We start from the raw sequence: 16,002 nt of genomic DNA, 5'->3' as shown, positions 1-16,002 counted from the left end.
GCAATGGCGTCGCTGAAAACGCAGGTCACCAGGGTGGGACCGGGGCTCACGCTGCCGGAAGGCGAGGGCGAGAGCTGCCTGGTGATCATCTACGGGCCGGGGCTGGGGCGGCGGATCCCGCTGCTCGCGGCGGAGACCGTGCTTGGCCGCGATCCTTCCTGCAACCTGGTGGTCGAGCTCGAGAACGTCTCGCGCCGCCATTGCGTGGTGCGCTGCCGCGACGCCGGCGTGACCATCCAGGATCTCGCCTCCACCAACGGGACCTGGGTCAACGAGCAGGAGGTCCGCCGCCCCGAGGAGCGGCAGCTCCGCTCCGGCGATCTGATCAAGGTGGGCGGCTGCATCCTCAAATTCCTGCAGGCCGGCAACGTCGAGGCGCTCTACCACGAGGAGATCTACCGGACGATCGTCGTGGACGGCCTCACCCAGGTCCACACCAAGCGCTACTTCCTCGAATTCCTCGACCGGGAGATGGCGCGCTGCTCCCGCTACGGCAGACCGCTCTCGCTGCTCATGTTCGACGTGGACAACTTCAAGCAGGTCAACGACGAGCTGGGCCACCTCACCGGCGACTACGTGCTCCGCGAGCTCGCCTTGCTGGTGAAGAACCGGATGATCCGCAAGGAGGAGCTCGTCGCCCGCTACGGCGGCGAGGAGTTCGCGGTGGTGCTTCCCGAGAGCGGGCCGCAGAAGGTGCGGATCTTCGCCGAGAAGCTTCGCGCCCTGGTGGCGGACCACCGCTTCCTCTTCGAGACCCGCCGGATCCCGATCACGGTCTCGGTCGGCGTCGCCGACATGAACTCGGAGATCGTCGACCCGGTCGCCTTCATCAAGGCTGCCGACATGAACCTCCTCGCCGCCAAGCGCGCCGGCCGCAACTGCGTGGTCGGGTAGCGCGCAGCCTACCTCCCGGTGAACACCCGAGCGGATCTGCGCCTTGCAGGTGCGGATCCGGGGGGCTACGTTCGCCCGCCTGTCCACACGGCGAAGCGACGCAGGGCGCCCGCAGCGGTGCATCACAAGGAGTGACAGCTTGTCGGAGCTGCGCAAGGACCCGATCACCGGGCGCTGGGTGATCGTGGCGAGTGAGCGGGGCGTGCGCCCCAGCGACTTCCACACCATCACCACCGTGCAGAGCGGCGGCTATTGCCCCTTCTGCCCCGGCAACGAGGCGGCGACGCCCCGCGAGATCCTCTCCTGGCGGAGCCACGGCACCGGCCGCGACGAGCCGGGCTGGTCGGTGCGCGTCGTCCCCAACAAATTTCCCGCGCTGCACGTGGAGGGAAGCCTCGACCGCGAGGGCGAGGGGCTCTACGACAGGATGAACGGCATCGGCGCCCACGAGGTGATCATCGAGACGCCGCGCCACGAGGCGACGCTGGCGCAGCTCTCGGTGCGGGAGATCGAGGAGGTCTTCTGGGCCTACCGCGAGCGGATCGTCGACCTCAAGCGCGACCGGCGCTTCGAGTACATCCTCGTCTTCAAGAACCACGGGCCCGCTGCCGGCGCGACGCTCGAGCACGAGCACAGCCAGCTCATCGCGCTGCCGATCGTGCCGCGGGAGCCGCGGGCGGAGATCGAGGGCGCTGCCCGCTACCACGCCTTCCGCGAGCGCTGCGTCTTCTGCGACGTCATTCGGCAGGACCGCAAGGACGGTAGCCGCATCGTCTTCGAGAACGACCGCTTCGTCGCGCTCTGCCCGTATGCGTCGCGCACGCCCTTCCAGACCTGGATCCTGCCCAAGGTCCACCGCTCGCATTTCGAGACGATCAAGCGCGAGGAGCTCGCCTCTCTCGCCGAGGCGCTCCGGCTCGTCCTCCGCAAGATCGACAAGGCCCTCGAGCATCCCTCGTACAACCTGATGCTGCAGACGAGCCCGCTCCATTTCGAGAGCTCGCCCAGCTACCACTGGCGGCTGGAGATCGCCCCCTCGCTCACGCGCATCGGCGGCTTCGAGTGGGGCTCCGGCTTCTTCATCAATCCCACGCCGCCGGAAGAGGCGGCCTCGTTTCTGCGCAAGCTCGAGCTGTAGGAGGAACGCTTGAAGATCGTCTTCGCCGCGTCCGAGGTGGCGCCCTTCTCCAAGACCGGTGGCCTCGGCGACGTGGCTGGAGCGCTCCCCGACGCGCTCGCCAGGCGCGGCCACGAGGTGCTGGTCGTGACGCCGCTCTACGGGCAGATCGACCGGAAGAAGCACGGCATCTGGCCCACTTCGACCCGCGTCTTCGACATGCCGGTGCACGAGCGCGTGCTCGAGAGCGGCGTGCGGGTGGTGTTCCTCGAGCACGGCCACTTCTTCGACAGGCCGGGGATCTACGACGAGGGCGGCAAGGAGTACGACGACAACGCCCACCGCTTCGCCTTCTTCTCCCGGCGCATCCTGCCCACCGCGGACGCCCTGGGCTTCGGTCCGGTGGACATCCTCCACCTGAACGATTGGCAGACCGGCGTCGCCGCCCTCGAGCTCTCCCGGCAGCGGGGGCTGCGCCCCGGCTTCACCAAGAGCGTCTTCACCATCCACAACCTTGGCTACCAGGGCGTCTTCGACAAGAAGGTGATCGACGAGCTGGGCCTGGGCTGGGATGCCTTCACGCCCTGGGGCATGGAGCAATACGACCGGGTCAACTACCTCAAGGCCGGCGTCGCCTTCGCCGACTGGATCACCACCGTCTCGCCGACCTACGCCCAGGAGATCCAGACACCCGAGCACGGCTTCGGCCTCGACGGCTTCATCCGGTCGCGCTCGAACCGGCTGGTCGGCATCCTCAACGGCGTCGACTACGGCCAGTGGAACCCCGCCACCGATCGCAACCTGCCTTCGCGCTACGGCCCCGACGATCTCGCCGGCAAGGCCGTCTGCAGGCGCGCGCTCTGCGAGGAACTCGGCATCGAGGATCGCCCGGGCTCGATGCTCCTCGGGGTGGTCACCCGCCTCGCCTGGCAGAAGGGGATCGACATGATCGTCGATGCGATCCCGGCGCTGATGGAGCGCAACGTCAACCTCGCGATCCTCGGCAGCGGCGAGCAGCACTACGTCGACAGGCTCGAGGGGGCGAAGCGCTACCACGGCAAGCGGATCGGCCTCTACGTCGGCTACGACAACGGCCTCGCCCACCGGATCGAGGCGGGCGCCGACGCCTTCCTGATGCCCTCGCTCTACGAGCCCTGCGGCCTCAACCAGATGTACTCGCTCAAATACGGGACCGTGCCCATCGTGCGGACCACCGGCGGCCTCGTCGACACCGTGGTCGACGCCACCGTGCCCGGGGGATTCGGCACCGGCTTCCGCTTCCAGGATCCGAACGCCGGCGCGCTGATCGATGCGGTCGACCGGGCCCTGCGGGCCTTCGAGCACCCGGCGCGCTGGCGCGAGATCCAGCAGGCGGGGATGGCGCAGGACTTCAGCTGGGACGCCGCGGCGGCCCGCTGCGAAGCGATCTACGAGCGCGCTTGAGCGAGGCCGTCGCAAAACGCAGGGAGTGGGGTAGGGTGCGGCCCGTGTTGCGCCGTGCCCTCCTCGTCCTGCCGCTGCTCTTCTCCTGCGCCGAGAGCGCGCCCCTCCGCGCCGAAGCGCTCGACCACGCCGCCTACCGGCTCGACGCGGGGCAGGCGATCCTCGATCTCTCCCTCGTTCTGCGGAGCCGCTCCGAGGAGCCGGTCTCCGCCCACGCGCTCGAATACGACGTGCGCCTCGAGGAGGAGACGGTGGCGGTGGGCAGCGCCGCCGTGGGCGGGGCCACCGGCGTGCTCGTTCCGGCAGGCGGCACCGCTGCGTTGCAGCTGCCGCTGACCTTCGGCTGGGATCAACTCCCGACGGCGGTGGTGCGCCGGCTCGAGCGGGGCGGCGCGCTGCCGGTGCAGGTGCGGGGCAACGTGCTCGTACGCGTGCCCGGCAGGACGGCATCGGTGCGTGTGCCCTTCGATCTCGACGGCAGGCTCCGGCCGGTGGAGCTTGCACCGTAGCTTTGGTCAGTCCAGGGGCCAGCTGGCGTCCATTGCGAGGGCACAGCCAGTGGGTTTCCTGGTCTCGTCGCTGCAAAGGAAGGCGACCGCTCCTCCATCTCGGCCAGCTCGACTCTCCGCCGCGCCGGCTCTCCCTGCACGGGGTGGTGTCTAACCCCGTCGGGGTGTGGTTCGATTGACGGGTCAACGGCCTTGCAGTGAGGATGCTGGCCAATGGACAAGCTGCAGCTCGCCTGGCTGATCTTCGGACGCTACGCCGCCTCAACCGCGTGGCTCGTCTGGCGCGGAATGCGCAAGACGCAGACCTTCGCCCTCGCCAACGGTGATCTCGGCCCGATCACCGTCGGCATCACCCTGGCTGCGTCGGTGGCGAGCACCGCCACCTTCGTGATCAACCCGGGGGTTCGTCTACGCACACGGCGTGAGCGCGCTCCTGCACCTGGGGCTCGCCGCCAACGGCGGTGTGCTGGTCGCGCTGGTGGTCCTTCGTCCACTACGTCATCGTCGTCTGGGGGCGGGGCGAGACCATGAACCCGCCGTCTCCGCCACCGAGGGGATCGTCGCTTCGTCGTGCTCGGTGTCTCTACGTTCGGCCGCAGGGTTCACGCCCGGCGCGAGGCTGCACCCGTCGCGCCCGCTGGAAGGGCGTAACCCGCCGTCTCGATTTTCGTTGGTCGGGGGTTCCCGGCCGTCTTGCATCGGCAGTGCTCTCTTCAGAGGAATCCATCAAATGAAGCGCATTCTTCTCGTCTCGGTCCTCGCAGCAGCCACCGCCGTCACCGCGTGCGGCGAGGGCACCGACAGCGGCGAAAACAACGGTGGCGCCGGCGGAACCGGCGCCGTGGGCGGCAGCGGCGGCACGGGCGGCGCCGGTGGTACCGGCGGCGCAGGTGGCGACGGCGGCATGGGTGGCGCCGGCGGCGCAGGTGGCGGCGGCCCCGTCAACGACTTCTCGACCGCCACCAAGATCAACGCCTACCTCGAAGGCAAGGTCATGCTGATGACGGGCGAGGACATCCCGTCGCACCCGAACGGCTACGACGAGGACACCAACCTCGGCGGCGCCACCCAGTGCTACGCCGAGATGAGCATCCTCGTGCAGGCGGGCCAGTGGGCCGTGACCTCGAAGCTCGGCACCCTCAACGGCGCGGCCGACATCGGCGAGACCGGTGAGTGCGATCACGCGACCGTATCGAACGAGCTCACCTACACCTCGACCAACATCCTGATCGAAAACGTGCAGGAAGACGGCGGCTGCTTCGACGTGACCGCCACCTTCAACGGCTTCGCCCAGGAGGGCCGCGGCTCGATCTCCGCCGACGGCACCACCGTGCAGATGGAGCTCTTCTTCAAGGACCAGGCGACCGGCATCAAGTGCGTCGACGGCGCCGTCGGCGCGGAGACCGTCATGATCCGCGACGCCTCCTTCACCGCCGACGCGGTGCAGACATTTCGCATCGAGTAGGGCCTCCGGCGCCGCACCGGCGTCGCCACGGCGCGGGAGAGGGCTCGTTCGGCATTGGCCGGGCGGGCCCTCTTCGCGGAGCAGCAAGAATGGGCGTAACCGTTCACGGGTTTCCACATGGAGGCGGGTGGATCGGGGACCGACTAGAGGATCTCCGTCTGATCCAACCTCGGTGTGTCGCACGCCGATCCCAGAGACCAGCGCATCGCCGAACTCGAGGGCCGCATCACGCAGCTCGAGACGCTGCTGACCGCTGCCCTGGTGAAGATCGAGAAGCTCGAGGCGGAGAACGCCGAGCTGCGTGCCCAGCTGAAGCTCGATTCGACCAACTCCTCGAAACCACCGTCGTCCGATCCGCCGTCCGTTCCGCGTCCGCAGAAGGATCCGACCGGCAGAGCACGCGGTGGCCAGCGCGGCCACAAGCACCACAAGCGCGAGCTGTTGCCTCCCGAGAAGGTGAACCGCTTCGTGGACCTCAAGCCCTCCAACTGCGATCGTTGCCGGCGCCCGCTCGAGGGCACCGATCCGAATCCGCGTCGCCGCCAGATCGTGGACCTGCCGAAGATCGAGCCGGACGTCACCGAGGTTCGCTACCACGCGCTGTGCTGCCCGGACTGCGGCATCGTCTCGCGCCCGGGCGAACCGGCGAACCTGCCGGGCGGCTCGTTCGGCTCGCGCCTCGTCGCCGTCGTCGCGCTGCTGACTGGCAAGCTCGGCGTTTCCAAGCGCTCGGCGCGCGAGTTCGTGTCCGACGTGCTCGGAATCGATTTCGCTGGCGGCTCGATCAGCAACACCGAGCAGGTCGTGAGCGAGGCCGCGGCCGGCGCGGTTGCAGAGGCGCGAGACTTCGTGCGCTGCGCGCCCAGTGCGCACCTGGACGAGACCGGCTGGCGTGAGGACAAGCGGCGGGCCTGGCTGTGGGTAGCTGCCACCGCGCTGGTGAGCGTCTTCACCATCGCGCGCAGTCGCGGCAAGAAGGTCGCCCTGGAGATCCTCAACGAGGGGTTTGCCGGCGTCGTGATCAGCGATCGCTGGGCGGCATACTCGTGGCTGCTGCTCTCTCAGCGCCCGATCGGCGGGGCTCACGTGAAGCGAGATTTCCAGGGGATGGTCGACCGCGGTGGCCCCGGCAAGCAGATTGGCGAGGCGCTCCTCGTGCAGCTGTCGAAGATGTTCAGGTGGTGGGCTCGGGTCCGTGACGGCACGCTGCCGCGCGAGCGATTCCAGCGGCGGATGAGGAAAGTGGAGCGCCGCATCGGCGACCTTCTCCGCGACGGAGAGGTGTGCCCTGATGGCCGCGTGTCCGGCATGTGCGCCGAGATCCTCAAGGTCGAGTCGGCGCTTTGGACCTTCGTGAAAACGGAGGGGATCGACCCGACGAACAACGCGGCGGAGCGTGACCTGCGTCGCGCGGTGCTTTGGCGGAAGCGCTGCTTTGGGACGGACAGCGAGAACGGCAGCCGCTATGCCGAGCGCATCCTCACCGTGACTACGACGCTGCGAAAGCAGAAGCGCCCTGCGCTCGACTTCCTCGCGCAGTCGGTGGACGCAGCCGCCCGCGGTAAACCGCGGCCCTCGCTGCTACCTGAGCCAAGAGTGCCGGCGGCCTAGCAAACCGGTGAACGGTTACGATCGAAGAACCGCCGACGGCAGAGGGGTGCTGGAACCTTGGCGGTCTGCCGGTCCCGGCGAGTGACATCTACCGACGTTGCATGCTGCCGACGGAGGACTATGGCATCCGTGCTGGGATACCGATCACTGCCAAGGCTATTGCATGGTCGAGCCAATCCGGAGCGTTCCCCGCGGAACTCGGACCAGCGGGGTCTGCTCGAATCAGACTTGGCGGTGCGCCGGCTCGAGCGCGGCGGCGCGCTGCCGGTGCAGGTGCGGGGCAGCGTGGTCGTCCGCGTGCCCGGCAGGACGGCATCGGTGCGCGTGCCCTTCGATCTCGACGGCAGGCTCCGGCCCGGTGGCTGAGATCACCGAGCGGCCCGATCGAGGACCGGGTCCGCAGGAGAACGGACCGCGGTCGGTACGGCCTACGCGACCTGGGTCAGCGTGATGCCGAAGGACGGGAGCTGGCTGGCGACGTGGTCGGCGTCCAACAGCGTCTCGGGCAGGTAGAGGCCGGCCGACGCCGGCGGCCTCCCGTCGAGTCCGAGCAAGCGTTCGACGGCCAGCAGCAGCCCCTTGGCGCCAAAGGCGACGTTGCCGTCCGGATCGGTCAGCTTCCAGCGCCTGGTGACGGTACGGTCTTCCGTATCGGTGCCAGCGATCTCGATGACCACCTCGTGGCCGGGGTTACCGTCCGTGCCCGGTGCGGTCGCGCCCACGCCCATGTCGAGCCGGACCGACCGTGCGCCGGTGGGTGCCCAGAGCCCGAGCGTGTCGGTGAGCCCCGCCGCTTCGGCCGGAACCGATTCGGTTCCCTCGCGGCGGATCGACTGCATCTCTTCGGGCGACAGCCAACGCCACCTCCGGTCGACCAGCGCCAGCGGCGGGGGGCCCGCCTTCGTGATCCGCGCCATGTCGACCTCCGCGCCGGGCGGCAGGGGGTCGGCGGGATCGAAGATCGCACCGAGCCGGATTGCGTCGACGCTAGCGAAAGAACGCGAGAGCGCGAGCGCAATCATCGCGGGCAGGCTGCCATGGACGTGGCCGACCAGCAGCAGGGGCGTGTGGGGACGGTGCGCGTGCATCGCTACGAGCGGACCGATCTCGAATGCCACCTCCGACAGCGCCAGATAGGGAATGCCGCTGTCCTGGGCGAAGCGGTAGCTGACGTGGCCGTGGTCCTTGAACGCCGGCACGACGATGCTGAACCGCCGATCCCTAAGTCCGAGATCGGCCCGGGCCAGGTCGATCGCCGTGGCATCGGCGTGGCCCAGCTGGCCCGCCAGCGCCTGGGCCCGTTCCTGGTTGCGCGCTGCGATGGTGATCGGGAGGTCCGGGTTCCGGGCGCGCAGCCGTTCGGCGATCTTGCGTCCCAACGCGCCGGTGCCGCCGATGAGCAGTACGGGATCGAGACGCATCACTGCACCTCCGCTTTCGAAACCGTTCCGCCGATCTGCTCCAGGCGGCGCAGATATTCGGCCGGGTCGACCAGATGTTCGGGGAGATAGAGTCCGGCGGGGCTGGGTGGCTTACCGTCGAGCCCCACGAGCCGCTCCAGCATCATCGTGACGCCTAGCGCAGTCAGCGGCGCCTGGCCTTCGGGATGGACGATCGCATGGCGGGTGCGGAGCGGCTGCCCAGCGTGATCCTCGCCCGCCAGATCGAGGATGATCTCGGTCGACATCGGTTCGCCGCGGCGTCGTGTCGAACTGACTCCGACCGCGATGTTCACCTGGACATTGGGTGCCCCGGTCGCCGCCGACAGGGCGGCGATGTCGAAGGGCGAGTAGGCGAACGCTTCCATCTCCGTGCCGTCGACGGCACGGTAGGTTGCCCTGGCTTCGTCACCCACGCGCCAGAAGAAGGCGCCGTCGCGCCGGGGCAGCGCGGTGGGCGCGACTTCGGTCAGCCGGTGCAGGTCGATCGCTGCCGCCGGGCCGCCGATGTCCTGCTCATCGAGGAGCACGCCGATCGTGATGTCGTCCACGCGGCCGAATGCCTTGACGAACTCGAGCGCGGGGAGCGTCGCCGCGCCTGCGAGCCACTCGGAGCCGAGGACGACCGGAGCCGCGGTGGGATTGTGGATATACGCCGATACCTCCGGGGCGATTTCGAAGGTGCCGGACGAGATGCTGATGTGCGGCACCTTGCGCGCCTGCGCAAAACGCAGCGCGGCCAGCGTGTCGTCCTTCAGGAAGATGGCCACCGCGCCTACCGGGCGGCCGCCGAGGCCGAGGTCGTCGGCAGCGAGATCGAGCGCCACGCCTTCGGCATGCCCGATCCCAGCGGCTACATCGCTCGCCCGGGCCAGATCGCGGCCGCCAATCAGCACCGGCGCAGTGGGGTTGGCGGCGCGGAGAAACTGCGCCGTCCGGCGGCCGACGATGCCGGAGCCGCCTAGGAGAAGAATCGGATCGTTTATCATTGCGAGCTTGCTCCTGAAACGAGGTGGCCTACCTTCAGTAGGTTACCAGTGGCAGGTTTCTGGGCGTAGGTTCGCAACGGGAAATGCCGCGCATGGCCGATTCATCGAAGACTGCGACCCAGGGACCGGGTTCGCGCCGGCTTTCGAAGGCCGAACGGCGGCGGCAGCTGCTCGCCACCGCGCTTGCGATCGTGCGCGAGGAGGGGGCGGACCGGCTGACGCTGGGCCACCTTGCCGCACGCGCCGGTGTATCGAAGCCCATCGCCTACGAGCATTTCGGCACGCGCTCGGGCCTGCTCATCGAGCTCTACAAGACCATCGACGTGGAGCACGCGAATGCGCTGCGGGAGGCGTTGCGGGCCAACCCACGCGGGTTCGAGGAGACCGCCGATGCGCTCGCGGCCGCCTACATGCACTGCTATGCCGACAACAGCGGCGAGTGGCATGCGGTAGGGGCTGCGCTCTCAGGCAGCGAGGAGATGGGCGCCGTGCACCAGGAGCTCGTGGACGGTTATGTCCAGCTCTTCGTCTCGGCGCTTGAACCGCACAGCAAGCTGGCTCACGACGTGCTGTACCAGCGTTGCATCGGTCTGGTCGGGGCAGGCGAGGCACTCTCGGCAGCGCTGATCCGCGGCGATTGCAGCGAAGCCCAGGCAGCGGATGCGCTGGCTGCGCTCATCCGCGGCGGTCTGGCGGACAGCTGACCGTGCTGGCCTTTAGATGTTGTCGCTGCTCAGCTGGGCGGCGCACCAGCGGTCGGCGATCGAGGCGCGATCCGATGGGGTGACGCCTCCCTCCTCGGCCTCTTCGGCCTGCTCCGTCGGCATGATCTCGAGGACGATCTCTCCGTGGCGGCGGACGTAGATCGGCGTTCCGCAACGCAGGGCCTCGTCGAGGATCGATTCGCCTGCCGATAAGAACTCTTCCCAGGTGACACAGCGCATGGCTCCTCCGTTCCCCCTGCCAGCGCCCCGGATGCGGTGGTCGCGGCGCCGGCATGGCGCATCTCTGTACGGTGCGCAGGAAGGGCCCATGCGGCAAGGCTGCTACCCGCAGGGGCAGCAGGGGGCTACCAGATCGTCTGGACGATGCCGCTGCCGCGGATTCGAAGATCCTTCGTGACGAGCTTCGCGCCCCGCACCAGCGTGGTTGCGACGATGAGACGATCGGCTGGGTCACCATGGAGGGTGTCGCCGAGTTCTCCCGCGTGCGAGGCCACTTCTGGATCGAGCGGAACCAACTCGATGCCGGGTAGGGCGAGGGCCTGGTCGAGCCATTGTCGGACGGGCCGATCGAAGCGGATGCGACCGTGCGTGACCAACATCGAAACTTCCCAGAGGCTGATCGCTGCGACGCCCAAAGGTGTCTGCGCGACCGCACGTCGAGCCTTGGCTGAGAGCCTGGACGGATCGCTGGCCAGCCAGATCCAGGCATGGGTATCGAGGACGATCACCTGTTCGCGTCCCAGTCCTCGTCGATGGGGGAGAGAAGATCGCCCTCGTAGAGAACGCTCCCCTGGAGCCCAGGAGGCTCCTCTCCCTCCAGCGGCACCACCTGTGCCACCGGCTTGCCCCGCTTCGTGATCACGACCGGCTGGCCGGTGCGCGCGACGTCGTCGATGAGCGCGAGGCACTCGGCCTTGAACCTCCCAGCCGGGATCGTCTTCTTGGTCGTGCCCATGGTCATCAGTCTATGGTCACGGCACTGTCGCCGCCACGGTCACCTCAACCGACCTGCCGCGTGCGGGCGATGGTGACGCGGACGGAGAGGACCCGGCGGGGGGTGCGGTCCTCGACGGTGAAGACGAGGTCGTGGGCGTGGAGGGTGGCGCCGCGCTCCGGGATCTCGCCGGCGAGGTGGTTGAGGAAGCCCGCCAGCGTGTCGAAGTCCTCGTCGTCGGGGAGCGCCGCGCCGAGGGCGTCGTTGAAATCGGGGATGGCGATGCCGGTGTCCACCCGCCAGCTGCCATCGGCGAGTGTCTCGATTTCCCCCGTCTCGCCCTCGTCGAACTCGTCGTGGATGTCGCCGACGATCTCCTCGAGGATGTCTTCGAGGGTGACCACGCCCATGAAGCCGCCGTGCTCGTCGGTGACCATCGCCATGTGGATCCGCTGCTGCTGCATCACCCGCAGCAGCCGCACCACCCGCGTGGCCCAGGGGACGAACGTCGCGGGCCGGATCACGTCGGGCAGCTTGATCAGCTCCGGGTGCGCGAGCAGCGGCACGATCTCCCGCGTATGGAGCACGCCGACGATGTGATCGATGTCCCCCTGGTAGACCGGCAGCCGCGAGTGGCCCTTCTCGGCGAGGAGCTGCACCAGGCAGGCCGGCGTGATGTCGATCGGCACCGCCGCCACCTCGGTGCGCGGCACCATCACCTCGCGCGCGATCCGGGTGGAGAACTCGAAGAGCGAGTGGACCAGCTCCGAATCCGGCGCGTCCTCGTCCTCCCTGGCGTCGATGAGGTAGCGCTCGAGATCCTCGAGGGCCGGCGGTGCCGAGCGGAAGGTCGCCTTCACGCCGAGCGGCGCGAGCATCCGCCCCACCGCCCCGAGGATCGCCTTGCCCAGCGGCGCCACGATCCGCGAGGCGAGCCAGACGGGCAGGGCCACCCGGCCCGCCCAGGGCTCGGGCCGGGCCACCGCGAGGGAGCGGGGCACCAGATCGACCACCAGGATCGCCAGGGTGGAGGCGGCGCCGCCCACCGCCGCAGCGGCGAGCTCCCCCAGGGGGAGCTGGTCGAACGCAGGGCCGAGGAGCCGCAGGGAGGCCGCGCCTGCCAGCGCCGCGGCGAGGGCGAGCGCCGCGATGGCGCCGCCGCGGGTGGTGAAGCCAGTCCCCTCGAGGTCCCGCTTCAGCGCCAGAAGCGCCCGATTTTCGAAGGAATCGTTCCGCTCCCGCAGCTCGGCGGCGCGCTCGGGTGATACACCGCCGAGCGCTGCATCGGCGGCGACGAAGAGGGCACGGGCGATGACGGCAGCGCCGGCAACGACGAGGAGCAGGGCGTCGAGGCTCACTATCCCGAAAGCATAGCCGAGGCAGCCCGGTCCGCCCACCCGCCCCGGCGGGACCCCGAACGGCCTTCGCATGGCGCCCGCCCCGTGCTATAGGCCGCGCCGACTCCGCCCCCCTCCCGCGGGGGCGAACGAGGAGGCACTCGGATGCACGCCCGCGTCTACGTCACGTTGAAGCGAGGGGTCCTCGATCCCCAGGGTAAGGCCGTCGCCCGCTCCCTTGCGACCATGGGTTACGAGGAGGTGCAGGACGTGCGCCTCGGGAAGTACGTCGAGGTGGAAATCGACGAGACCGATCCCGCCCGCGCGAAGGAGCGCCTCACCGAGATGTGCCAGCGGCTGCTGGCCAACACGGTGATCGAGGATTTCCGCATCGAGATCGTCGGTTCCTGACGACTGCTCGCTCCGAGCAAAGGAGAGCCCTGTGCGCTTCGGCATCGTCGTCTTCCCCGGATCGAATTGCGATCACGACGCCTACCACGCGGTGAAACACGTGATGGGCGCGGACGCGCGCTTCATCTGGCACAAGGACCGGGACCTCTCGGGCCTCGATTGCGTGGTCCTCCCCGGCGGCTTCTCGTACGGCGACTATTTGCGCTCCGGCGCGATCGCCCGCTTCTCTCCGGTGATGGAGGAGGTGGTGGCCTTCGCGAAGAAGGGCGGCAAGGTCCTCGGCATCTGCAACGGCTTCCAGATCCTGCTCGAGGCGGGGCTGCTGCCCGGCGCGATGCGCCGCAACGACTCGCTCAAATTCGTGTGCAAGGACGTGTGGCTGCGCACCGAGACCAGCGAGACGCCCTTCACCCGCACGATCGAGAAGGGCAGCCTGCTGCGGATCCCCATCGCCCACGCGGAAGGCAACTACTTCCTCGACGACGAGGGGCTCGAGAGCCTTGAGGGGAACGGCCAGGTCGTCTTCCGCTACGTGGAGGCGGACGGCCGCGTCACCGCCAACGCCAATCCGAACGGCGCCCGCAACAACATCGCCGGCATCGTCAACGAGCAGAAGAACGTGCTCGGGATGATGCCCCACCCCGAGCGGCTCTGCGAAGGCGTGCTCGGTGGCGAGGACGGCAAGAAGATCTTCGAGTCTCTGATGGGAGCAGCACGATGAGCAGCGAGATCACGCCCGACATCGTGGCGACCCACGGGCTGAAAGCCGACGAGTACGAGCGGATCAAGGAGCACATGGGCCGCACGCCCAACCTCCTCGAGCTCGGCATCTTCTCGGTGATGTGGAGCGAGCACTGCTCCTACAAGTCGTCGCGCAAGCACTTGAAGGGCTTCCCCACCAGCGGCCCCCGCGTGCTCCAGGGCCCCGGCGAGAACGCCGGCGTGGTGGACATCGGCGACGGGCAGGCGGTGGCCTTCAAGATGGAGAGCCACAACCACCCGAGCTACATCGAGCCCTACCAGGGCGCGGCCACCGGCGTGGGCGGCATCCTCCGCGACGTCTTCACCATGGGCGCGCGGCCCATCGCCTCGCTCAACTCCTTGCGCTTCGGCGATCCCTCGCACCAGAAGACCGCCTACCTGGTCGAAGGCGTGACCGCCGGCATCGCCGGCTACGGCAACGCCATCGGCGTGCCCACCGTCGGCGGCGAGGTGATGTTCGACGAGAGCTACAACGGCAACTGCCTCGTCAACGCCTTCACCCTCGGCGTCCTCGACTCCGACAAGATCTTCCGCGGCAACGCCTCGGGCGTCGGCAATCCGGTGATCTACGTCGGCGCCAAGACCGGCCGCGACGGCATCCACGGCGCCACCATGGCGTCGGCGGAGTTCGACGAGAAGACCGAGGAGAAGCGCCCCACGGTGCAGGTGGGCGATCCCTTCGTGGAGAAGCTCCTCCTCGAGGCCTGCCTCGAGCTGATGAAGACCGACGCCATCGTCGGCATCCAGGACATGGGCGCCGCCGGCCTCACCTCGTCGTCGGTGGAGATGGCGGGCCGGGCCGGCAACGGCCTCGACATGCACCTCGACCGCGTGCCGATGCGCGAGACGGGGATGACGCCCTACGAGATCATGCTCTCCGAGTCGCAGGAGCGCATGCTCATCGTGGCGAAGGAAGGCCGCGAGCAGGACGTCCTGCGCATCTTCGAGAAGTGGGACCTCGACGCAGCCGTGGTGGGCAGCGTGACCGACTCCGGCCACCTCAAGCTCTTCTGGCACGGCGAGCTCGCCGGCGACCTGCCCATCGACCCGCTCACCGAGGGCGCGCCGGTCTACGACCGCCCCCGCAAGCGGCCGATGGAGCTCGACATCCTCCAGGACTTCCAGCCGGAGACGCTCCCGCAGCCGAAGACCCTGGACGACGTGCTCGAGAAGATGATGGCGCGGCCGACCATCGCCTCGAAGGAGTGGATCTACCGGCAGTACGACCACATGGTCCGCGCCGGCACGGTGGTTCGCCCCGGCGGCGACGCCGCCGTGGTCCGCGTCGACTCCAAGGGCGACAAGGGCGTGGCGCTGTCGGTCGACTGCCCCTCGCGGATGGTCTACCTCGATCCCTACGAGGGCGGCCGCCTCACCGTGGCAGAGGCCTGCCGCAACGTGAGCGTCGTCGGCGGCGAGCCGGTGGGCCTCACCGACTGCCTCAACTTCGGCAACCCCGAGCGCCCCGAGATCATGTGGCAGTTCGCCGAGGCGGTGCGCGGCATCGCCGACGCCTGCCGCGAGCTCGACGTGCCCGTCGTCTCCGGCAACGTCTCGCTCTACAACGAGACCGAGGGCCGCGCCGTGCTGCCGACGCCCTCGTGCGCGGTGGTGGGCCTCGTGCCCAACGTGAACAAGGTCTCCACGCCGTGGTGGAAGGCCGAAGGGCACGAGATCGCGCTCCTCGGCCAGAACACCGGCGAGGCCGGCGGCTCCGAGTACTTGAAGGCGATCTTCGACAAGACCGCAGGCCTGCCCCCGCGCCTCGACATGGCCCGTGAGAAGGCCGTGCAGGCGGCGGTGCGCAAGCTGGTCCGGGCCGAGCTCGTCGCCTCGGCCCACGACTGCGCCGAGGGCGGCATCGCCGTCGCGCTGGCGGAGTGCTGCATCGGCGGCAAGGCCTTCGGCGCGAAGGTGAAGGTGCCGGGCAGCGCCCGCGCCGACCTGCTCCTCTTCGCCGAGGATCCGAGCCGCGTGGTGATCTCCTACGAGCCGGCGAAGCGCGCCGAGGTGGAGCGGATCGCCAAGGAGGCCGGCGCGCCGTTCACCGTGCTCGGAACGGTCGGCGGCGAGTCGCTGGTGATCGAGGGGGCCCTCACGGCCTCGGTCGATCGCCTCGCCTGGGCCCACCGGTCCAGCCTGCCGAAGATGCTCGGCATGGCCGACGAGCACTACCCGCCCGAGATCGCCTCCACCGCCGCGCCGGTCTGACCGGCGGCACAGGACGCGCGACGAGAGAGGCCCGGGGCAAACCCGGGCCTTTTTCATTTGTGTGCCCAGCATGGGCCTTGGCTAGGGGGTGCAAGTCCTCTGGGAAGCTGGTCGCAGCGACCCACATGAACCGCAAGGCGTCGGTCGCGAGGCTG

Annotated in this window: 18 protein-coding genes; 11 read left to right on the top strand and 7 right to left on the bottom strand. The window is 69.0% G+C overall.

What is annotated here, in order from left to right:
• The first annotated feature begins 3 nt into the window (after window positions 1-3).
• The 4 genes from ACESMR_RS13745 (at window position 4) to ACESMR_RS13730 (ending at window position 3,963) form a co-directional block, all read left to right on the top strand.
• Window positions 4-894, top strand: coding sequence for a diguanylate cyclase (locus ACESMR_RS13745; RefSeq protein ID WP_373047665.1), 891 nt, complete (start codon window positions 4-6; stop codon window positions 892-894).
• Window positions 895-1,033: 139 nt separating this feature from the next.
• Window positions 1,034-2,032, top strand: a complete 999-nt coding sequence (galT, locus tag ACESMR_RS13740) for a galactose-1-phosphate uridylyltransferase (RefSeq protein WP_373047664.1) — start codon at window positions 1,034-1,036, stop codon at window positions 2,030-2,032.
• 9 nt (window positions 2,033-2,041) lie between these two features.
• The gene (glgA, locus tag ACESMR_RS13735) at window positions 2,042-3,454 is read left to right on the top strand and encodes a glycogen synthase GlgA (protein ID WP_373047663.1); all 1,413 of its coding nucleotides are present in this window, start codon (window positions 2,042-2,044) and stop codon (window positions 3,452-3,454) included.
• A gap of 44 nt (window positions 3,455-3,498) precedes the next feature.
• On the top strand, window positions 3,499-3,963 hold the full coding sequence (locus tag ACESMR_RS13730) for a hypothetical protein (protein ID WP_373047662.1): 465 nt from the start codon (window positions 3,499-3,501) through the stop codon (window positions 3,961-3,963).
• 251 nt (window positions 3,964-4,214) lie between these two features.
• Here ACESMR_RS13730 and ACESMR_RS13725 read toward each other — a convergent pair whose 3' ends face one another.
• Complete coding sequence (locus ACESMR_RS13725) at window positions 4,215-4,358, bottom strand: hypothetical protein (RefSeq protein ID WP_373047661.1); 144 nt, start codon at window positions 4,356-4,358, stop codon at window positions 4,215-4,217.
• Window positions 4,359-4,693: 335 nt separating this feature from the next.
• Between ACESMR_RS13725 and ACESMR_RS13720 the strand changes: the two genes are divergently transcribed.
• From ACESMR_RS13720 to ACESMR_RS13710, 3 genes are all read left to right on the top strand, one after another.
• A complete protein-coding gene (locus ACESMR_RS13720; RefSeq protein ID WP_373047660.1) occupies window positions 4,694-5,428 on the top strand; it encodes a hypothetical protein in 735 nt (244 codons plus the stop codon).
• 174 nt (window positions 5,429-5,602) lie between these two features.
• On the top strand, window positions 5,603-7,039 hold the full coding sequence (gene tnpC / locus ACESMR_RS13715; protein WP_373047659.1) for an IS66 family transposase: 1,437 nt from the start codon (window positions 5,603-5,605) through the stop codon (window positions 7,037-7,039).
• Window positions 7,040-7,267: 228 nt separating this feature from the next.
• Window positions 7,268-7,405, top strand: coding sequence for a hypothetical protein (locus ACESMR_RS13710; protein WP_373047658.1), 138 nt, complete (start codon window positions 7,268-7,270; stop codon window positions 7,403-7,405).
• A gap of 62 nt (window positions 7,406-7,467) precedes the next feature.
• On the opposite strand, the gene ACESMR_RS13705 is transcribed toward ACESMR_RS13710, so the two are convergent.
• Window positions 7,468-8,460, bottom strand: coding sequence for an NAD(P)-dependent oxidoreductase (locus ACESMR_RS13705; RefSeq protein WP_373047657.1), 993 nt, complete (start codon window positions 8,458-8,460; stop codon window positions 7,468-7,470).
• Window positions 8,460-9,467: an NAD(P)-dependent oxidoreductase gene (locus ACESMR_RS13700; RefSeq protein WP_373047656.1), complete on the bottom strand. Its 1,008-nt coding sequence runs from the start codon at window positions 9,465-9,467 to the stop codon at window positions 8,460-8,462. Before ACESMR_RS13700 ends, ACESMR_RS13705 begins: the two co-directional genes overlap by 1 nt.
• 92 nt (window positions 9,468-9,559) lie before the next feature.
• Between ACESMR_RS13700 and ACESMR_RS13695 the strand changes: the two genes are divergently transcribed.
• Complete coding sequence (locus ACESMR_RS13695) at window positions 9,560-10,171, top strand: TetR/AcrR family transcriptional regulator (protein ID WP_373047655.1); 612 nt, start codon at window positions 9,560-9,562, stop codon at window positions 10,169-10,171.
• Window positions 10,172-10,183: 12 nt separating this feature from the next.
• Here the strand turns inward: ACESMR_RS13695 and ACESMR_RS13690 are convergent, their stop codons facing one another.
• The 4 genes from ACESMR_RS13690 to ACESMR_RS13675 form a co-directional block, all read right to left on the bottom strand.
• Window positions 10,184-10,411 carry a hypothetical protein gene (locus ACESMR_RS13690; protein ID WP_373047654.1) on the bottom strand — a complete coding sequence of 76 codons (228 nt, stop codon included), beginning with the start codon at window positions 10,409-10,411 and terminating at the stop codon, window positions 10,184-10,186.
• A 125-nt stretch (window positions 10,412-10,536) separates the two neighbouring features.
• Window positions 10,537-10,920, bottom strand: a complete 384-nt coding sequence (locus tag ACESMR_RS13685) for a type II toxin-antitoxin system VapC family toxin (protein WP_373047653.1) — start codon at window positions 10,918-10,920, stop codon at window positions 10,537-10,539.
• Window positions 10,917-11,153: a type II toxin-antitoxin system Phd/YefM family antitoxin gene (locus tag ACESMR_RS13680; protein ID WP_373047652.1), complete on the bottom strand. Its 237-nt coding sequence runs from the start codon at window positions 11,151-11,153 to the stop codon at window positions 10,917-10,919. Before ACESMR_RS13680 ends, ACESMR_RS13685 begins: the two co-directional genes overlap by 4 nt.
• 38 nt (window positions 11,154-11,191) lie before the next feature.
• Window positions 11,192-12,484 (bottom strand): hemolysin family protein, encoded by a 1,293-nt coding sequence (locus ACESMR_RS13675; protein ID WP_373047651.1) that lies wholly within the window; start codon window positions 12,482-12,484, stop codon window positions 11,192-11,194.
• Between the two features lie 144 nt (window positions 12,485-12,628).
• Between ACESMR_RS13675 and purS the strand changes: the two genes are divergently transcribed.
• Genes purS through purL form a run of 3 tightly spaced genes read left to right on the top strand, consistent with a single transcriptional unit; the run spans window position 12,629 to window position 15,847 of the window.
• On the top strand, window positions 12,629-12,874 hold the full coding sequence (gene purS / locus ACESMR_RS13670) for a phosphoribosylformylglycinamidine synthase subunit PurS (RefSeq protein WP_373047650.1): 246 nt from the start codon (window positions 12,629-12,631) through the stop codon (window positions 12,872-12,874).
• A gap of 31 nt (window positions 12,875-12,905) precedes the next feature.
• Complete coding sequence (purQ, locus tag ACESMR_RS13665) at window positions 12,906-13,595, top strand: phosphoribosylformylglycinamidine synthase subunit PurQ (RefSeq protein WP_373047649.1); 690 nt, start codon at window positions 12,906-12,908, stop codon at window positions 13,593-13,595.
• Window positions 13,592-15,847 carry a phosphoribosylformylglycinamidine synthase subunit PurL gene (gene purL / locus ACESMR_RS13660; protein ID WP_373047648.1) on the top strand — a complete coding sequence of 752 codons (2,256 nt, stop codon included), beginning with the start codon at window positions 13,592-13,594 and terminating at the stop codon, window positions 15,845-15,847. Before purQ ends, purL begins: the two co-directional genes overlap by 4 nt.
• Window positions 15,848-16,002 lie beyond the last annotated feature (155 nt).

This window comes from Vulgatibacter sp. (assembly GCF_041687135.1).
Taxonomy (GTDB): domain Bacteria; phylum Myxococcota; class Myxococcia; order Myxococcales; family Vulgatibacteraceae; genus JAWLCN01.
The sequence above is the reverse complement of the archived record's forward strand: the minus strand, read 5'-3'. Positions and strand labels throughout refer to the sequence as shown.

Coding starts and splice junctions, on each gene's coding strand:
- ACESMR_RS13745 (WP_373047665.1), top strand. CDS start 4: ATGGCGTCGCTGAAAACGCAGGTCACCAGGGTGGGACCGGGGCTCACG.
- ACESMR_RS13720 (WP_373047660.1), top strand. CDS start 4,694: ATGAAGCGCATTCTTCTCGTCTCGGTCCTCGCAGCAGCCACCGCCGTC.
- ACESMR_RS13705 (WP_373047657.1), bottom strand. CDS start 8,460: ATGCGTCTCGATCCCGTACTGCTCATCGGCGGCACCGGCGCGTTGGGA.
- ACESMR_RS13700 (WP_373047656.1), bottom strand. CDS start 9,467: ATGATAAACGATCCGATTCTTCTCCTAGGCGGCTCCGGCATCGTCGGC.
- ACESMR_RS13695 (WP_373047655.1), top strand. CDS start 9,560: ATGGCCGATTCATCGAAGACTGCGACCCAGGGACCGGGTTCGCGCCGG.
- ACESMR_RS13690 (WP_373047654.1), bottom strand. CDS start 10,411: ATGCGCTGTGTCACCTGGGAAGAGTTCTTATCGGCAGGCGAATCGATC.
- ACESMR_RS13680 (WP_373047652.1), bottom strand. CDS start 11,153: ATGACCATGGGCACGACCAAGAAGACGATCCCGGCTGGGAGGTTCAAG.
- purS (WP_373047650.1), top strand. CDS start 12,629: ATGCACGCCCGCGTCTACGTCACGTTGAAGCGAGGGGTCCTCGATCCC.
- purL (WP_373047648.1), top strand. CDS start 13,592: ATGAGCAGCGAGATCACGCCCGACATCGTGGCGACCCACGGGCTGAAA.